Source organism: Lysobacter enzymogenes (assembly GCF_017168095.1).
Taxonomy (GTDB): Bacteria; Pseudomonadota; Gammaproteobacteria; order Xanthomonadales; family Xanthomonadaceae; genus Lysobacter; species Lysobacter enzymogenes_D.
Genome location: NZ_LXSD01000308.1, coordinates 1 through 17,500, shown reverse-complemented (window position 1 = coordinate 17,500; position 17,500 = coordinate 1). Strand labels below are relative to the sequence as shown.

The window sequence follows — 17,500 nt, the reverse complement described above, 5'->3', positions numbered from 1 at the left end:
TTCGTTTCAGTTCGTCAACACTCACCGAAACCGCTGTTTTCCGCGCTCCCCGCAAGCCATCAACCGCTTGCCGGGCCGCGCATCTTACAGCCTGTTTTCGATCCGTCAACACGTTTCGAAACCGCCGTCTTCCGCGCGTCCCGCCGATCGATGCTGCCGTCGGCGGGCCGCGCATTATGCGGATGCGCCCCCGCTTCGGGAAGGGGGTCGGCGAAAGAATTTTCATGGCGGTTTCGTCTTGACGCCGCCTGGCCGCTGGACGATGTTCGCCGCATCGTCCAGCGCCCAAGGAACCGGCCATGTCGAAGACCTCTGCTGTACTGCTCGCCTGCCTGCTGGGTCTGGCCGCTTGCGCCGGCGACGGAGGCGGGAGCTGGGTCGAAGTCGGCGGCCAGCGTTACGGGGTCGAGGTGGCCAAGACCGCCGAGGAGCGCGCGCGCGGGCTGATGTTCCGCGACGAGATGCCGGCCGACCGCGGCATGGTGTTCGTGCACGACAGCGAAGACCTGCAGGCCTACTGGATGAAGAACACCAAGATCCCGCTGGATATCCTGTATTTCGATTCCAGGCGGCGGCTGGTGTCGCAGCAGCGCAACGTGCCGCCGTGCTCGGCCGGCGACCGTTGCCCGCCTTATCCAAGCGAGGCGCCGGCGCGGTATGTGCTGGAGCTCAACGCCGGGCAGGCGGAGCGGCTGAAGCTGGAGAACGGGGCGGAAATGAAGTTCGGGCCGGGGATCGAGTGAGGGCGATCGCGGATCGCGCCGCACCGGCAACAAGCCCCAGGCGGGCGCTCAGACTTCCATCATCTCGAAATCGTCCTTGGTCACGCCGCAATCGGGGCAGGTCCAGGTGTCGGGAACGTCGGCCCAGCGGGTGCCCGGGGCGATGCCTTCTTCCGGCAGGCCCTGCGCCTCGTCGTAGATGAAGCCGCAGACGACGCACATCCAGGTGCGGTAGGCGGTGGTCGCGGCGGCGTCGGACATGGGCGGATAATGCGGTTCGTATGGGACGCGCATTGTCCCACCCCGCCCTCTGCGACGGAAGCCGACCCGATGAATCCCTCCTGGCCGCGCCGCGGCCTTTACGCGATCACGCCCGACGAGGCCGATACCGCGCGACTGCTGGCGCGCACGGCGACGGTGCTCGACGCCGGCGCGGCCTGGCTGCAATACCGCAACAAGGACGCCGATGCCGCGCTGCGGCGCGAACATGCGCTGGCGCTGCTGCCGCTGTGCCGCGCGCGCGCAGTGCCGCTGATCGTCAACGACGACTGGCGGCTGGCCGCGCAGATCGGCGCCGACGGCGCGCACCTGGGCGAGGACGACGGCGAACTGGCGGCCGCGCGTGCCGCGCTCGGGCCCGACGCCATCCTGGGCGCGTCCTGCTACGACGACATCGCCCTGGCCCGCGCGGCCGCCGCCCACGGCGCCAGTTATGTCGCCTTCGGCGCGTTCTTCCCCTCGCCGACCAAGCCGCACGCCCGCCGCGCCGCGCCGCAGCTGCTGGCGCAGGCCGCGCCGCTGGGCCTGCCGCGGGTGGCGATCGGCGGCATCACCCCGGACAATGCGCGCAGCCTCGTGCGCGCCGGCGCGGATCTGCTGGCGGTCATCAGCGGCGTGTTCGACGCGCCCGACCCGGCCGCCGCCGCGCGCGCCTACCTTTCCTGCTTCGAAGACCCTGCCCATGAATAACGCCCGCTCGCACGAACTGTTCGCCCGCGCCTCGCAACTGCTGCCCGGCGGCGTCAACTCGCCGGTGCGCGCGTTCAAGTCGGTCGGCGGCGAGCCGTTCTTCGCCGCGCGCGCGCAAGGCGCGTATCTGCACGACGTCGACGGCAACCGCTACGTCGACTACGTCGGCTCCTGGGGCCCGATGATCGCCGGCCACGCCCATCCGCAGGTGCTGGCCGCGGTCGAGCGCACCATGCGCGACGGCCTGAGCTTCGGCGTGCCCAACGCGCTGGAAGTGGCGATGGCCGAGGAGATCGTGAAGATCGTGCCGAGCTGCGCGATGGTGCGCATGGTCAACTCGGGCACCGAGGCGACCCTGTCGGCGATCCGCGTCGCCCGCGGCGCCACCGGCCGCAGCCGCATCGTCAAGTTCGAAGGCTGCTACCACGGCCACGGCGACAGCTTCCTGGTCAAGGCCGGCAGCGGCGTGATGACCTTGGGCCTGCCGAATTCGCCGGGCGTGCCCTCGGCGCTGGCCGATCTCACCCTCACCCTGCCCTACAACGATTTCGACGCCGCGACTCAGTTGTTCGACGAAGTCGGCGGCGAAATCGCCGGCCTGATCATCGAGCCGATCGTCGGCAACGCCAACTGCATCCTGCCGCGCGACGGCTATCTGCAGCACTTGCGCGCGCTGTGCACGAGGCACGGCGCGCTGTTGATCTTCGACGAGGTGATGACCGGTTTCCGCGTCGCCCTCGGCGGCGCGCAGGCCTTGTACGGGATCGAGCCGGACCTGAGCACCTTCGGCAAGATCATCGGCGGCGGCATGCCCGTAGGCGCGTACGGCGGCCGCCGCGAGCTGATGAGCCAGGTCGCGCCGGCCGGCCCGATCTACCAGGCCGGCACGCTCAGCGGCAATCCGGTAGCGATGGCGGCGGGGCTGGCGACGCTGGAACTGATCCAGGCGCCGGGCTTCCACGCCGATCTGGAGCGCCGCACCCACGCGCTGTGCGACGGCCTGGAAGCGGCCGCGCGCGAGGCCGGCGTGGCCTTCCACACCACCCGCGCGCCGGGTATGTTCGGCCTGTATTTCCGCGAAGGCCCGGTGGAAACCTTCGAGGACGCCAAGGCCTCGGATACCGCGCGCTTCAACCGTTTCTTCCACGGCATGCTCGAGCGCGGCGTGTACCTGGCGCCGTCGGCGTTCGAGGCCGGGTTCGTGTCGAGCGCGCATGGCGAGGCGGAAATCGCCTACACGCTGGAAGCGGCGCGGGCGGCGTTCGCGGCGTTGTGATCGCCGTGGCGCGGCGCCGCAGTCCCGCGAACGAAAGGGCCGGCTGATCAGCCGGCCCTTTTCGTTGCCGCAACCGCCGCATCGATCAGAAGGTGAAGGTCGCGCTCAAGCCGACGTTGCGGCGCGCGCCGAACCAGCAGTCGCCGCGGCCCATGCAGATGCTGAAGTAGCGCTTGTCGGCCAGGTTGTTGACGTTGAGCGCCCAGCGCCACGCGCCGGTTTCGTACGACACCAGCGCGTCGGCCAGAGTCACCGACGGCGTGGTCGGCGCCGGCGGGCTGTCGAAGGCGCTCATGTAGCGCAGGCCCAAGCCGGCGGCGAAACCCTCGCGGCCGCCGAGGCTGAAACGCTGCTTGCCCCAGACCGCGGCCTGATGGCGCGGCGTGGCTTCCAGTTGCTTGTCGTTGTCGAGGTAGTTGTAGTGCGCGGTGATGTCGAACGACTCGGTCAGCCGGCCGGTCGCCTCGAGTTCCAGGCCGCTGACCTTGGTCTTGCCGGCCTGGATGTTGGTGTTCGGATTGCGCGGATCGGCGACCAGGCGGTTCTTTTCGCGCAATTCGTAGGTCGCGGCGGTGAAGCTCAGGTCGCGGCCCGCGGGCTCGAACTTCACCCCGGCTTCGATCTGTTCGCCTTCTTGCGGGGTGTAGCGCGCGCCGGTGATGGCGTTGCTGCCGGCCAGCGGGGTGAAGGATTCGCTGTAACTCACATACGGCGACCAGCCCGCCCAATCGTGGAACATCACGCCCAGGCGCTTGGTGGTGGCGCTGGAATCTTCGTCGCGCTGCCCGGCGATGCCGTTCCTGACCCGGTCGTGGCGCACGCCGGCGACCACGATCCAGTGCTCGCCGAGCTTCATCTGGTCCTGCAGGTACACGCCGAGCTGGCGCTGGCTGCTCTTGACCGGCGCCGGCAGCGACGGCGGTGTGTAGGGCACGTATACCGGATTGAAGATGTCGATCGGCGGAACCGTATCGAACGTCTGCGCCTCGTCCTGCTTGAAGCGAGCGGCGTCCAGGCCGGCCAGCATCTGGTGCTCGACCGCGCCGGTCTTGAACCGGCCCTCGACGTGCTGGTCGATGTTCTGCATGCGCACTTCGGTCTTGGCGAACCAGCCCTCGCGCGGCAGCAGGCGCTGCTGCGGATCAAGGAAGGGATCCAGCGGGCTCGCGAACGGATTGCCGTAGACGCTGACGTAGTCGACCTTGTTGCGCGCGGCGCGGAAGGACTGGCGCACGCTCCAGTTTTCGTTGAAGCGGTGCTCGAACTGCCAGCCCGCGGTGGTGCGGTCGGTGTCGTAATGATCGCCGGGGTTGCCGATGTAGCGGCCGAGCGGCACCCGGCCGTTCGGGTTCGGCGCCAGCGTGCCGCTCCAGCCGAAGAACTGCGCGGTCGAACCGCTGCGGTCCTGCTGCCAGGTCATCTGCAAGGTCAGCGACGTGTCTTCGCTCGGCCTCCAGGTCAGCGAGGGCGCGAACACGCGGCGGTCGTCGTCGACCTGGTCGACCTGGGTTTCGCTGTCGCGGTACACGCCGACCAGGCGGTACAGCCAGGTGCCGTCGGCGGTCAGCGCGCCGGTGACGTCGGCATTGACCTGGCGGCGGTCGAAGCTGCCCAGCTGCACGCCGATTTCGCGCCGCGTCTGCGCTTGCGGGCGCTTGCTGACCAGGTTGACCACGCCGGCGGTGCTGCCCTGCCCGAACAGCATCGAGGCCGGACCGCGCAGCACTTCGATGCGCTCGAGCAGGAACGGATCGGTGCGCGCGGTGCTGGTGTAGTAGTTGAACGAGCTGCGCAGGCCGTCGAGGTATTCGGTGGGCGAACTGCCGCGGATCAGCACCGAGTCGGTGCGCGAATCCAGGCCGTAGGCGTCGGAACGCACGCCGGCGGCGTAGCCGAGCGCGTCCTGCACGTTCAGCGCGCCTTGGTCGGTCATGCGCTCGCGGGTGACCACGGTGATCGCTTGCGGGGTTTCGCTGATCGGCGTGTCGGTCTTGGTCGCGGTGACGGCGGTGGCGGCCTTGTAGCCGTCGCCGACGCTTTGCACGACGACGTGGTCGAGCGTGGTGGCCGTGCGCTCGGCGTCGGCGTCGGCGTCGGCCGGGGCGGCTTCGGCGGCGTGCGCGGCGGCGGCCGGCAGGGCCAGCGAAAAAGCGATGGCCAAGGTCAGGGGCGCCAGGGAGGGGCGGCGGCGGGACATGAGGGGGCGGCTCCGGAGGTTACGGCAAACGAGAATTATTATCGTTTGAATCGCGCCTGCGGGTAAAGGCCCTGGATTTGCCGGGTTTCGTGGCCGACCGAAGCCCCTGCAGCAACGGCGCGAGCCGCGAACACGGGCCAGCCGGCCGCGCCGCGCGAACGGCCCGCAGCGCTCGCACGGTTGCGTCGTTGGCGTGGTTTCGCGGTCGCGGCTTGCGCCGCTCCTACAAGAAGCCGGCGATGCGCGCGGCCAATGCGTCGAGCTTCGCGCGCGGACTCGGCGCGGGAACGCCGTTGGGATAGACGCGCATCAGGCCGTCGCCGACCCGCCTGGGCTGCACGTGCAGGTGCACGTGCGGGACTTCCTGGCCGCCGGCGTGGCCGTTGGATTGCCATAGGTTGAGCCCGGGCGGCGCGGCGTCGGCGGCGAGCGCGCGCGCCACCCGCACCGCCAGCGCCATGAGCCGGCCGGCGGTGTCCTCGTCGAGTTCGTACAGGGTTTCCACGTGCCGGTTCGGCACGATCAGCACGTGGCCGTCGACCGCCTGGCGCAGGTCGACGAACGCGGCGACATGTTCGTCGCGGTGGACGAAGCTCGCCGGCGCGGCGCCGGCGAGGATTCGGCAGAACACGCAATCCATCGGCGCCGCTCCGTCCCGGCTCAACGGCCGAGGAACTGCAGCAGCGCCGCGCGCAGGCGCTGCAGGCCGTCGGCGATGTCGGCGTCGCCGATGTTCAGCGCCGGCACGAAGCGCAGCACGTCCGGGCCCGCCTGCAGCAGCAGCAGGCCGTGTTCGACGCAGCGGTCGAGAATCTCGCCGGCCTTGCCGGCATGCTCGGGGCGCAATTGCGCGCCGATCATCAGGCCGCGGCCGCGCACTTCGGCAAACAGCTCCAGCTCGGCGTCGAGCGCGGCGAGGCCGGCGCGGATCGCCTGCGCCTGGCGCGCGACATTGGCCAGCAACTCGGGCGAACGCAGCTCGCGCAGCGCCGCGCCGGCCACCGCCGCCGCCAGCGGATTGCCGCCGAAGGTGGTGCCGTGGGCGCCGAATTGCATCGACTGCGCCGGCTTGGGGCCGACCAGCATCGCGCCGATCGGAAAGCCGCTGCCGAGCGCCTTGGCCAGGGTCACCACGTCGGGCGTCACCCCGTAGGCATGGCAGGCGAACAGCTCGCCGGTGCGGCCCATGCCGCATTGGATCTCGTCGAGGATCAGCAGCGCGCCGTGCTTGTCGCACAGTTCGCGCAGGCCTTGCAGGAAGGCCTCGCTGGCCGGCGTCACCCCGCCCTCGCCCTGCACCGGCTCGACCAGCACCGCGCACACCGCGCCGTCGGCCATCGCCGCCTCGGCCGCGGCGAGGTCGTTGAAGTCGCTGTAGCGGAAGCCCGGCGGCAGCGGTTCGAAGCCTTCGTGGTACTTGGGCTGGGCGGTGGCGGTGACCGCGGCCAGGGTGCGGCCGTGGAAGCTGCCGCGGAAGCTCAGGATGATGCGGCGCTCGGGTTCGCGGCCCTCGCCGGTCGCCCATTTGCGCGCCAGCTTGATCGCCGCCTCGTTGGCTTCGGCGCCGGAGTTGCACAGGAACACGCGTTCGGCGAAACCCGAGGCCGACACCAGTTGTTCGGCCAACCGCAGCGGCGGCTCGCTGACGAACACGTTGCTGGTGTGCCACAGCTTGCCGGCCTGTTCGGTCAGCGCCGCGAGCAGCGCCGGGTGCGCGTGGCCGAGCGCGTTGACCGCGATGCCGGCGCCGAAATCGACGTATTCGCGGCCGTCCAGATCCCACACCCGCGAGCCTTTGCCGTGGTCGAGCACGATCCGACGCGGGCGGTAGACGGGCAGGTAATAGCGCTCGGAAAGGGCGTACAGCGAGGCGGTGTCCATGGGCGGCAAGGCGTGGGCTGGGAGGAGAAACGCCATTGTCGCAGGTCGTCCCGGCGCGTGCAGGCGCGGCCGTGGGCATCACGCCGCGCTGGCGCGGGCGAGGCAAAATGACCGGCCCGCGAGGAGAGGACAGGCATGCGACTTCTGCTGGACCCGCAACTCAACCCGGCCACCGAATCGGGCTGGCGCCGGCGCTGGTTCGACATCATCTACCGCCACGACACGCCGTCGTCGCGCAATTTCGACCTGCTGCTGATCGGGCTGATCCTGGCCAGCGTGCTGGTGATCATGGGCGACAGCGTGCCGCGCTTCCATGCGCGCTGGTCGGGCTGGCTGTACGGGCTGGAGTGGATCTTCACCGTGCTGTTCACCATCGAATACGGCCTGCGCCTGGCGGTGGTGCGGCGGCCGTGGCGCTACGCGCTGAGCAGTTGGGGCCTGATCGACCTGCTGTCGATCCTGCCGACCTACCTGTCGCTGCTGATCCCGGGCAGCCAGAGCCTGCTGGTGGTGCGGGTGCTGCGCATGCTGCGGCTGTTCCGCATCCTCAAGCTGACCCAGTACGTCGAGGAAGGCGGCATGCTGGTCGGCGCGCTGTGGCGCAGCCGGCGCAAGATCTTCGTGTTCATCAGCGCGGTGCTGACCGTGGTGGTGATCTTCGGCGCGCTGATGTACGTGGTCGAAGGGCCCGAGCACGGCTTCACCAGCATTCCCACCGGCATGTACTGGGCCATCGTCACCATGGCCACGGTCGGCTTCGGCGACATCGCGCCGGCGACGCCGCTGGGCCGCTTCATCGCCTCGGTGCTGATCCTGATCGGCTACAGCGTGATCGCGGTGCCGACCGGCATTTACACCGCCGAGCTCGCCAGCAGCCTGCGCGAGGCCAGCCACGAGCGCGGCCACCTGGATCGCCGCGGCTGCCCGCAGTGCGGGCTGGAAGGCCACGACCCGGAAGCGCTGTTCTGCCGCAATTGCGGGCATCATCTGCCCACGCCCATGGGTTAGCCGCGCGCGGCGCCCCGGGGCGGCACCGTCCATGCCGAGGGGAAACGCCATGCGCCGTCGCCGTACCGTTGTGCCGCTGTCCGCTTCGTTGTTGTCCGTCGCGCTCGCCTGCGCCCTGCCCGCCTTCGCCGCGCCGCCGAAGATCGCCATCGCCGAGACCGCCGCCTTCGACGCGGCCTCGGTCGCGCCGTTCGCCGGCGATTACGCCGACGTTTACGCCTATCTCGACAAACAAGGCGCGCACAACCTCGCCCAGTTGCAGCGCTGGGTGCGCCAGCCCTCGATCAGCGCGCAGAACAAGGGCATCGCGCAGATGGCCGAACTGCTGCGCGCGGACCTGCAGCAATTGGGCTTCCGCGACACCGCGCTGGTGCCGACCTCGGGCCACCCCGGCGTGTACGGCTATTACGACGCCGGCGCCGAGCACACCCTGGTGGTGTACATGATGTACGACGTGCAGCCGATCGAACCGACCGGCTGGAAGGTCGACGCCTTCGCCGGTTCGCTGGTCGACGAACCCGGCCTGGGCAAGGTGTTGATGGCGCGCGGTGCGACCAACCAGAAAGGCCCGCAGCGCGCGTTCCTCAACGCGCTCGACGCGGTGATCAAGACCCGCGGCAAGCCGCCGGTGAACCTGATTGTGCTGGCCGAGGGCGAAGAGGAACTGGGCTCGCCGCACTATCCCGAAGTGGTGGCCAAGTACGCCGACACCCTGCGCAAGGCCGACGGCGTGTTCTTCCCGATGAACACCCAGGACCGCGACGGCAGCGCGTCGATGTTCCTCGGCGTCAAGGGCATCCTCTACATGGAACTGGAAGCCAAGGGCAACCCGGCCAGCGGCGGCCCGCAGCGCTCGGAGGTGCACGGCTCGCTCGCGGCCAAGCTCGATTCGCCGAGCTGGCGCCTGGTGCAGGCGCTGGCGACGCTGACCGGGCCGGACGGCGAGATCGCCGTGCCCGGTTATCGCGACGCGATCCGCGCGCCCAACCGCGAGGAGCAGCAGTTGTTCAACGGCGTGGTGCGCGACCGCACCGATCCGGCCAAGCAGCTCGAATCGCTGGGCGCGGCGCGCTGGAAGAACGGCCGCGACTATCGCGACGCGACCGCGGCGGAATTGTTCGACACCACGCTCAACATCGACGGCCTGGTCGCCGGCTACACCGGCGAAGGGGTCAAGACGATCCTGCCGCACCGCGCGGTGGCCAAGGTCGATTCGCGCCTGGTGCCGGACCAGACCCCGGACCAGGCGCTGGCGCTGATCCGCAAGCGCCTGGACGACAAGGGCTTCCAGGACATCGAGATCCGCAAGCTGTCGGGCTATCCGCCGGCGCAGACCTCGGTGACGGCGCCGCTGACCCAGGCCGCGCTGAGCGTCTACCGCAAGTACGGCCAGACCCCGCCGGTGGCGCCGCGCATCGCCGGCAGCGCGCCGTATTACGTATTCACCCAGACCCTGGGCCTGCCGATGATTTCCGGCGGTCTCGGCCACGGCAGCGGCGCGCACGCGCCGAACGAGTACATGGTGGTCGAGCCGGCCAAGGGCTCGAAGATCGCCGGGCTGGCGCAGGTGGAACGGTTCTATGTCGATCTGCTGTATTCGCTGTCGGATGCGTTGAAGCAGCCGAAGAAATAAGCGATCCGAGCGCGGCGGCCGGCGTCTTTCGCGGCGCCGGCCGCTGCGTTTTCGCATGCGCAATCCTGCCGCGCCGCCGCGGGAATCGTACTCGCCTGTCCTCGCCGCCGCATCGAAAGCTCGAGCCCGCACCGGCTTTCGTTTTCTCCGCCTGTCCTTCGCGCCATCGCCTCACCGCGATCGCGTTTTCGCGCGTTTTGCGACGGATTCCCTGTCCGCGGCGCGCGCGAAAACTTTCACGGCGCGAATGTTCCGGCGCAATCCCGCGCCGCCGTTGACGCGCGGATTTACACGCCGCGCCCCGCATTGACGCTGTCGGCAAAGCGGCGGAGTAATCGCCGCCGACGCATCCTCGCGCCGCACGCGCCGATGCGCATCAGGATTCGGACGGCCGCGTCATGCCGCCCGACGGCGACCACTCCCGTACCCGGAGAACGACCATGCGATCCACCGCTACACGGCTTGTGCTGTCACTCGCGTTGCTGCCGCTCGCGCTGCTGTCCGGCGCGGCGCTCGCGCAAACCACGACCGTCGTCCCGCTCGGCGGCAACGCCTTCATCACCCGCACCGCACCCGCCGGCGAAGAGCTCGTCGACGACACCGGCCTGCACAACTGGAGTTCGAAGCAGGCCGTCGCCAGCGTCTACTTCTACGTCAAGCGGCCCGGCCAGCTCGATCTGAGCCTGGTCGGCGGCTTGAACGGCGCGAGCCGCAGCACGGTCGAGGTTTCGGTCGAAGGCCAGCGCCGGCTCGCCGTGTTGGCCAGCGGCGCGACCACGTTCCCGGTCGGCCGCTTCGAGGTCTCGCGCCCCGGCTACGTCAAGGTCGATCTGCGCGGTGTGCGCAGCGACGGCGAGTACTACGGCGACATCAGCGGATTGGAAGTCGGCGGCAGCGCCACGTCCGCGGGCCTGGTGTTCGCCGACGATCCGGCCAATTTCTATTGGTCGCGGCGCGGGCCGTCCGGGCACCTGGGCTTCTCGGTGCCGGACAACACCGAGTATTTCTACAGCGAAGTCACCGTGCCCAGGGGCCACGACCACATCGGCACCTACTTCATGGCCAACGGCTTCAACGGCGGCTATTCCGGCATCCAGGTCAACTCGGCCAGCGAACGGCGCGTGCTGTTCTCGGTGTGGGATTCGCCGACCGGCAAGACCACGCTGTTGAAGAAGGGCGCCGACGTCGTCGCCCAGGACTTCGGCGGCGAAGGCACCGGCGGCCAGAGCTTCCTGCGCTACGACTGGAAGCCCGGGCAGACCTATCGCTTCATCACCCGCGCGCATCCGGACGGACACGGCAGCACCCTGTATTCGGCCTGGTTCGGCCTGCCCTGCGCGAGCGGCCGGCGCGATTGCCCGTGGAAGTTCATCGCCACCTGGAAGTACGACGGCGCCTCGACCTATCAAAAGGGCGTGTACTCCTTCATCGAGTGCTTCAACCCCGCCCTGGGCTATCTGGACCGCAAGGCCTGGTACGGCAACCAGTGGGCGGTGAGCAACACCGGCGCCTGGACCGAAATGACCTCGGCGCGCTTCACCGTCGATGCGACCGCGAGCAACCGCCAGCGCCTGGACATCACCGGCGGCGCGGCCGCGCCGGCGTTCTATCTGCGCAATACCGGCTTTTTCAGCCATGCCGAAGCGGCCGGCACGGTGTTCACGCGCAAGCGTTCGCAGGCGCGGCCGAACGTGAACCTGGCGGCGTTGCCGGAACCTGCGCTCTAAGCTTCCGCGGTCAAACAAAAAGCCCCGCATCCGCGGGGCTCTTTTGCGCGGCGCCCGGCGGCGACGCCGATCAATCCAGGAACAGGTCCGGCAGCGGCGGCTTGCCCGGCTCCACCGCGTATTGCTCGAAGTCGGTGACGCCGGCTTCCTTCAATACGTCCTCGTCGATGAGGAAATGGCCGTAGAAGCCCTTGGCCGGGCGTACCAGCACTTCGCGCACGGCGTCGGCGACGATCTGCGGTTTGCGGCAGCGGTCGGTGGGGATGCCGGGGATCATGTTCAAAGCATCCGTGGCGATTATGGTCTTCGGCCAGAGGGCGTTGATCGCAACTCCGGTTGGACCGAATTCGCCGGCCAGGCCCAGGGTCACGAAGCTCATGCCCATCTTGGCGAGGGTGTAGCCGGTGTGCGGCGCCCACCACTTCGGATCCAGGCTCGGCGGCGGCGCCAGGGTCAGGATGTGCGGGTTGGCGGCCTGCTTGAGATACGGCAGACAGGCCTGTGCGCACAGGAAGCTGCCGCGCGCGTTGACCTGCTGCATCAGGTCGAAGCGCTTCATCGGCGTGTCCAGCGCGCCGCGCAGCCAGATCGCGCTGGCGTTGTTGACCAGGATGTCGATGCCGCCGAAGGCGTCGGCGGTCGCCGCCATCGCCGCCTGCACTTCGTCTTCCTCGCGGATGTCGCATTTCAGCGCCAGCGCGCGGCCGCCGGCGGCCTCGACTTCGGCGGCGACGCTGTGGATCGTGCCCGGCAGCTTGGGATTGGCCACCGCCGACTTGGCCGCGATGGCGATGTTGGCGCCGTCGCGCGCGGCGCGCAGCGCGATCTCGCGGCCGATGCCGCGCGAGGCGCCGGTGATGAAGAGGGTCTTGCCTTGGAGAGTGGACATGGGCGGCCTGGGATCGAGAGGGGACCGGAACGCGGATCGCCGCGCGCGGCGCGGCGTTGCGGCCTCATCCTAAACCCAATGCCCGATGCAGCGCTGTTCCGTAGACCGCGTTCGCCGGCACCGTCGCGCGCGCCGGACCGTACGTTTCAAACGATGGTGTTTGAAACGTCGAGCCTCGAATGCGCGTCGTCGATGGCCTCATCGCTAGCGCGCCGCGCGCGCGAATCCGGCCGCCGCGCTCAGGGCTTGGGCCCCTGCCCCTCGTTGTCTTCCCAATGCAGGATGCGCCGGGTCACGAAGCGGTAGACCGGCTTGCCGGTGACGAACCACAGCTCGCGCACCCAGGAATGGCGTTTGAGCACGCGCCGCTCGACCGGGGTCAGGAACTGCGGACAGTAGGTGCGCTTGTGCTTGAGCAGATGGCGCAGGTCCTCGCGCGCGAGCAGGCGCATCCAGCGCGAGCGCGGGTCGCCGCGCACGGCCAGCTGGAAATCGATGATCGCCGGAGCGCCATCGGCCAGCACCAGCCAGTTGGCTTCCTTGGCCAGGTCGTTGTGGGCCAGGCCGCAGCGGTGCAGGCGCTGCAGCAGTCGCCGGGCGCGGCGGAAATAGGCCAGATCGCCGTGCGGCGGGCGCTGGTACATGGCCGCGCCGTCCAGATAGCTGCGGTCGAGCTTGCGGCCGTCCCAGCCGAGCAACTGCGGGGTCGCCTCCAGCCCGGCGATGCGCTGCAGCGCGCGCGCCTCGCGCCGCGCCAGCCACCAGGCCGGCAGGCGCAGCCACCACGGCACATGGCCCAGGTCGCGGCGCACGAACAGGCCGCGGCCGTCGCGCATCAGGGCGATGCGGCCGAAACTATCGGCCTTCAGCGCGGTCACTTCGATCACTTCCGACATGCGGTGCAGTGTACTTCGCGCCGACGCGGCCCGGCCCGGCCGGGCCCTGCGCGGGCATCGGCGGGCCGCTCCCGGCCGGGTTACAGCCCGTCACCGACGGTCACGCCCAGTGCGTTCGGTCACCCCGCCGCTTCATCCTCGCCACAGCCCGCCCTGCCTATAATCGACCGATGGATTCCGCCTGGCTCGAAAGCGCGACCGCATGGATCGCGGCCCATCCCATCGCCGCAGGCATCGTGATCTTCCTGATTGCGTTCTGCGACGCCCTGATCATCCTCGGCATCGCCGTCCCCGCCCTGCCCTTGCTGTTCGCGGTCGGCACCCTGGTCGGGCTGGGCCACATCAACGGTCCCTATGCATTGGCGTGCGCGACGCTCGGCGCCTTCGCCGGCGACGGGTTGAGCTATTGGATCGGCCATCGCTGGGGGCCGCAGCTGCGCCAGCGCTGGCCGTTCTCGAAGTATCCGCAATGGATCGACCGCGGCGAGACCTTGTTCCACCGCCACGGCAGCAAGAGCATCGTGATCGCGCGCTTCGTCGGCGCGGTGCGGCCGTTCGTGCCGGCCATCGCCGGCATGCTGCACATGCCGATGCGCCGCTACGCGATTCCCAGCCTGTTCGCCTGCGTGACCTGGTCGGCGCTGTTCCTCGCCCCGGGCTGGGTGCTGGGCGCGTCCTACGACGCGGTGGCCGCGGTCGCCGATCGCCTGGCGGTGGTGCTGGGCGCGTTGCTGGTGGCGGTGGCGGCGGTGTGGGCGGGGGTGCTCTACACCTGGCGCTGGTTCGCCAACCACGCCGACAACCTGCTCGCGCGCGCGCTGCGCTGGACCCGCGCGCACCCGCGCCTGGGCCGCTACGCCGGCGCGCTGATCGATCCCAATCGCCCCGAATCGGCCTCGCTGGCGATGCTGGCGGTGTGTCTGCTGGCGATCAGCTGGATCTGGTTCACCCTGCTGGCGACCTTGCTGGCCAGCGGCGGCCCGCTGCAGATCGACCACACCGTGCACGAGTTCATGTGGACCCTGCGCAATCCGCTGGCCGACCGGCTGATGGCGGCGCTGGCCTGCCTGGGCGATCCGATGGTGCTGGCGCCGGCCTCGATCGCGGTGCTGGCCTACCTGGCCTGGCGGCGGCGCTGGATGGCCGCGGCGCACTGGGTCGCGGCGATCGTGTTCGGCCTGGCGCTGACCTCTCTATTGGAATGGGCGATCGACATGCCGCGCCCGCCGACCGCTCCGGCCGGCTTCGGCTTCCCGTCGGTGGCGGTGACCATGACCACGATCGTGTTCGGCTTCTTCGCCGTGCTGATCGCGCGCGAGCTGCCGGGGCGGCAACGGGTATGGCCGTATCTGCTGGCCGGCGTCGTCACCACCTTGGTCGGTTTCGCCCGCCTGTACCTGGGCGCGCACTGGCCCAGCGACCTGATCGGCGGCACCTTGTTCGGCATTTTCTGGCTGCTGGCGCTGGGCATCGCCTATCGCCGCCACGTCGCCCGCTCGTTCTGGATGCGGCCGCTGGCGTGGCTGTTCTACAGCGTGTTCGCGGCCGCGGCGCTGTGGCACGCGCCGCGCGCGGCCGACCCGCTGCTGGCAAAGTTCGCCTCGGCCAAGCCGAGCACGGTGCTGGACGCGCAGCGTTGGTGGCAGCGCGACTGGAGCACGCTGCCGGCGCAGCGCAACGAGCGCGACGCGCGTCGGCGTTGGCCGCTGGACCTGCAGGTCGCCGGCCCCCTGCCGCCGCTGCGCGCGACCCTGGAAGCCGCCGGCTGGCGCGTGCAGGAGCAAGCCAGCTGGCTCAACACCATCGCCCTGCTCGACGACGACACCCCGCCGCGCGAGCAAGTGGTGCTGCCGGCGACGCTGGACGCGCAGGCCGAATCGCTGCTGATGCTGCGCGACGGCCCGACCCTGGACGTGCAATACGCGCTGCGGCTGTGGCCGGCGCCGGCGGTGCTGTCCGACGGCACCCCGCTGTGGATCGGCACCACCCAGACGCTCAAGCTCAACAAACCGTTCGACGCCGCCGCGCTGTGGCTGCCGCAGCCCGACGACGGCGTGGCCCACGCGCAGGTGCGGCGCGCACTGGTCGGCTACACCACGGTGCAGCAGGCGCATCCGAAGAACGGCGTGGAGGTGCTGCGGCTGCGTTCGCAGTACACGGGGCCGCAGGCGGCGCCTTGAGCGCTGCGGGTCGATGCCGGTGGCATCCAGGCGCGTGGCGGCGTTCGGGATTGCAGCGGTTTATCCAGCGCCGCGCTTGAAGCAGGCGGCGAATCGAGGCACGGCGGGCGCCGCCGACCGGGATCGGACTGCGCTTACGGCAACAACGCGAGCAAGCGCTCCAGGCGTTCGTGCGGATCGTCCAGTTGCAGCAGCATCTGCCGCTGTGGCAACGACAACGGCAGCAGTTCGGCCAGACGCCAGCCGACCCAGGCCGCGTCGTCCAGACGCGAATGCGGCGCCAGCGCGTGCTCGCCGCCGGCCTGCTCGAGCAGGCGCTCCAGCAGAGTTACCAATAGCGAGTGTTGCGGCTGCACCACGTCGTCGCCATCGGGCTCGCACCAGCGCACCTGCGCCACCTGCAAACCGTTGTCGCGCACCCGCGCGCGCTCGGCGCGGAAGCGGCGGGCGCCGCGCACGCGCAAGGTCAGCAGGCCGTCCTCGCCGGTGCCGAAATCCTCGATCAGCGCTTCGGTGCCGTAGGCGGCGGCGCTGGCCGGCTCGCCGACTTCCTCGCCCTGCATGATCAGGCACACGCCGAACCCGCGGTCCTGGCGACTGCATTCGCGCACCAGGTCGAGATAACGGCGCTCGAACACGCGCAGCCCCAGGCTCGCGCCGGGCAGCAGCACGGTGTGCAGGGGGAACAATCCCAGCGAATCGTCGGTGGAATCGGGAGCCATGGGAGGAGTTTAACTGCGGTCGCAGGAATATGTAGAACCGGCGTTCCCGCCGCAGACACAGCGATTTGCGCTGCTGTTGCTGTTGCCCGTGCTCCCCCGCCGCCCCGAACTCGCCTCAGGCAAAAGGAGACCCGAAGGGCGGCGCGCAGGATGCGCGCCGTGCGCCACCCAGGCCATGGATGGCCTGTGTGGCGCATCCCCGCGCAAGCGCCGAACCCTAGTGGCTCTTGATTCGAAAACAGGGAAAGCGCCTTTCTTTGGTTGGCGGGGTCAAGCATCAAGTGCATCACCCCACCGCAATCACATCCTCAATGGAAAAGTTCACCGGGCGGCCATACAGCTTTTCCAGGAACACCTCCGCCGGCATGCGCACATCCATGCTCACGCGCGGTCGCATGTTCAACCGCCAGGCGATGCGGTCCAGATCCTGCTGGCTGTGCACCGACAGGTCGGACCCTTTGGGCAGGTATTGGCGCAACAGGCCGTTGATGTTCTCGCAGCGACCGCGTTGCCAGGGGCTGTGCGGATCGGCGAAATACACCTTCAATCCCAAGCCCTTGCTGAGCTGACGATGCAAGGCCATTTCCTTGCCTTGATCGTAGGTCAGCGTTTTGCGCAGTCTCGGCGGCAGCCGCGCGAAGGCCTGGGTGAAGCCCTCCAGCACGCCTTGGGCGGTAGCGTCGGGCAGCCGCACCAACATCACGAACAGACTTTGCCGACACACCAGCACGCCCACCGACGACTGGTTGCGGGCCCCCTTGATCAGGTCGCCCTCCCAATGGCCAGGGATCAACCGTTCCTCGACCTCGGGCGGACGGTCGTGAATGCTGGGCAGATCGCTCATTCGGCCTCGGCCGTCGGGCGTGCGGCGCTGCGGTCGCCGTGCCGCGTGCTTGTGTCGCAGCAGGAACTGGCGACGCAGTTCGCCGCGCGGCATCGCGTACAAGGCAGTGTAGATGGTTTCGTGGGACACGTGCCAGGCCGGGTCGTCGGGGTGCAGTCGATGCAGTTTGAGCGAGGCCTGCTGCGGCGACCAGCCGGCGCGCAGCAAGGCCACGACCCGAAGCCAAAGCGCGGTGCCGGCCCGTAGTTTGCGCCGTCGCCGCGGGCGCTGTCGCAGCTCCAACGCTCGCGCCTGCGCGGTGGCGGCCTCGTAGCCCGGCCGCTTGCGCGGACGTCCGATCAGGGGACGACCATTGCGAGGGCGGCCGCCATTACGGCGCAGCTCCCGGGTGATGGTGCTTTGCGCCCGCTGCAACTCGCGTGCGATTTGTCTCGCGCTGAGACCTTGGCGGACCCAGGCCATGATGGCGCCGCGTTCTTCGGGACTCAGGTGGGTGTAGTGGTGGCCCATGTGCACGACCTTACGGCGGGTGATGCACTTGAGTTTAGAAACCGCC

14 protein-coding genes and 1 pseudogene are annotated in these 17,500 nt (G+C 69.5%); 7 read left to right on the top strand and 8 right to left on the bottom strand.

The features are described 5' to 3' along the window. The first annotated feature begins 299 nt into the window (after nucleotides 1-299). On the top strand, nucleotides 300-743 hold the full coding sequence (locus tag A7A76_RS10590) for a DUF192 domain-containing protein (RefSeq protein ID WP_206411178.1): 444 nt from the start codon (nucleotides 300-302) through the stop codon (nucleotides 741-743). Between the two features lie 48 nt (nucleotides 744-791). Here the strand turns inward: A7A76_RS10590 and A7A76_RS10585 are convergent. Next, nucleotides 792-1,026 (bottom strand): annotated as a pseudogene (locus tag A7A76_RS10585) (rubredoxin); the annotation flags it as partial. Between the two features lie 26 nt (nucleotides 1,027-1,052). Here A7A76_RS10585 and thiE point away from each other — a divergent pair. Both thiE and hemL read left to right on the top strand, forming a co-directional pair. Beyond that, nucleotides 1,053-1,691 carry a thiamine phosphate synthase gene (gene thiE / locus A7A76_RS10580; RefSeq protein WP_206411176.1) on the top strand — a complete coding sequence of 213 codons (639 nt, stop codon included), beginning with the start codon at nucleotides 1,053-1,055 and terminating at the stop codon, nucleotides 1,689-1,691. Then, nucleotides 1,684-2,967: a glutamate-1-semialdehyde 2,1-aminomutase gene (gene hemL / locus A7A76_RS10575; protein WP_206411175.1), complete on the top strand. Its 1,284-nt coding sequence runs from the start codon at nucleotides 1,684-1,686 to the stop codon at nucleotides 2,965-2,967. Before thiE ends, hemL begins: the two co-directional genes overlap by 8 nt. Before the next feature lie 85 nt (nucleotides 2,968-3,052). Here the strand turns inward: hemL and A7A76_RS10570 are convergent, their stop codons facing one another. The 3 genes from A7A76_RS10570 to A7A76_RS10560 form a co-directional block, all read right to left on the bottom strand. Next, complete coding sequence (locus tag A7A76_RS10570) at nucleotides 3,053-5,164, bottom strand: TonB-dependent siderophore receptor (RefSeq protein WP_206411174.1); 2,112 nt, start codon at nucleotides 5,162-5,164, stop codon at nucleotides 3,053-3,055. A gap of 223 nt (nucleotides 5,165-5,387) precedes the next feature. After that, nucleotides 5,388-5,804, bottom strand: coding sequence for an HIT domain-containing protein (locus tag A7A76_RS10565; RefSeq protein WP_206411173.1), 417 nt, complete (start codon nucleotides 5,802-5,804; stop codon nucleotides 5,388-5,390). Nucleotides 5,805-5,824: 20 nt separating this feature from the next. Further along, nucleotides 5,825-7,045 carry an acetylornithine/succinyldiaminopimelate transaminase gene (locus tag A7A76_RS10560; RefSeq protein WP_206411172.1) on the bottom strand — a complete coding sequence of 407 codons (1,221 nt, stop codon included), beginning with the start codon at nucleotides 7,043-7,045 and terminating at the stop codon, nucleotides 5,825-5,827. A gap of 135 nt (nucleotides 7,046-7,180) precedes the next feature. Here A7A76_RS10560 and A7A76_RS10555 point away from each other — a divergent pair, with 135 nt between their 5' ends. The 3 genes from A7A76_RS10555 to A7A76_RS10545 all read left to right on the top strand — a co-directional run bounded on the left by A7A76_RS10555 (nucleotide 7,181) and on the right by A7A76_RS10545 (nucleotide 11,413). Further along, a complete protein-coding gene (locus A7A76_RS10555) occupies nucleotides 7,181-8,053 on the top strand; it encodes an ion transporter (RefSeq protein WP_074872958.1) in 873 nt (290 codons plus the stop codon). A 49-nt stretch (nucleotides 8,054-8,102) separates the two neighbouring features. Then, the gene (locus A7A76_RS10550) at nucleotides 8,103-9,686 is read left to right on the top strand and encodes a M20/M25/M40 family metallo-hydrolase (protein ID WP_206411171.1); all 1,584 of its coding nucleotides are present in this window, start codon (nucleotides 8,103-8,105) and stop codon (nucleotides 9,684-9,686) included. Nucleotides 9,687-10,150: 464 nt separating this feature from the next. Beyond that, nucleotides 10,151-11,413 carry a DUF3472 domain-containing protein gene (locus A7A76_RS10545; protein ID WP_206411170.1) on the top strand — a complete coding sequence of 421 codons (1,263 nt, stop codon included), beginning with the start codon at nucleotides 10,151-10,153 and terminating at the stop codon, nucleotides 11,411-11,413. A gap of 70 nt (nucleotides 11,414-11,483) precedes the next feature. Here the strand turns inward: A7A76_RS10545 and A7A76_RS10540 are convergent, their stop codons facing one another. Beyond that, a complete protein-coding gene (locus A7A76_RS10540; protein ID WP_206411169.1) occupies nucleotides 11,484-12,302 on the bottom strand; it encodes an SDR family oxidoreductase in 819 nt (272 codons plus the stop codon). A gap of 239 nt (nucleotides 12,303-12,541) precedes the next feature. Beyond that, nucleotides 12,542-13,198, bottom strand: a complete 657-nt coding sequence (locus tag A7A76_RS10535) for a serine/threonine protein kinase (protein WP_206411168.1) — start codon at nucleotides 13,196-13,198, stop codon at nucleotides 12,542-12,544. A 170-nt stretch (nucleotides 13,199-13,368) separates the two neighbouring features. Between A7A76_RS10535 and A7A76_RS10530 the strand changes: the two genes are divergently transcribed. After that, the gene (locus tag A7A76_RS10530; RefSeq protein WP_206411167.1) at nucleotides 13,369-15,378 is read left to right on the top strand and encodes a bifunctional DedA family/phosphatase PAP2 family protein; all 2,010 of its coding nucleotides are present in this window, start codon (nucleotides 13,369-13,371) and stop codon (nucleotides 15,376-15,378) included. A 134-nt stretch (nucleotides 15,379-15,512) separates the two neighbouring features. Here A7A76_RS10530 and A7A76_RS10525 read toward each other — a convergent pair whose 3' ends face one another. Both A7A76_RS10525 and A7A76_RS10520 read right to left on the bottom strand, forming a co-directional pair. After that, complete coding sequence (locus tag A7A76_RS10525; RefSeq protein ID WP_206411166.1) at nucleotides 15,513-16,100, bottom strand: LON peptidase substrate-binding domain-containing protein; 588 nt, start codon at nucleotides 16,098-16,100, stop codon at nucleotides 15,513-15,515. Nucleotides 16,101-16,386: 286 nt separating this feature from the next. Beyond that, nucleotides 16,387-17,454: an IS30 family transposase gene (locus A7A76_RS10520; protein WP_206411179.1), complete on the bottom strand. Its 1,068-nt coding sequence runs from the start codon at nucleotides 17,452-17,454 to the stop codon at nucleotides 16,387-16,389. Nucleotides 17,455-17,500: the final 46 nt, after the last annotated feature.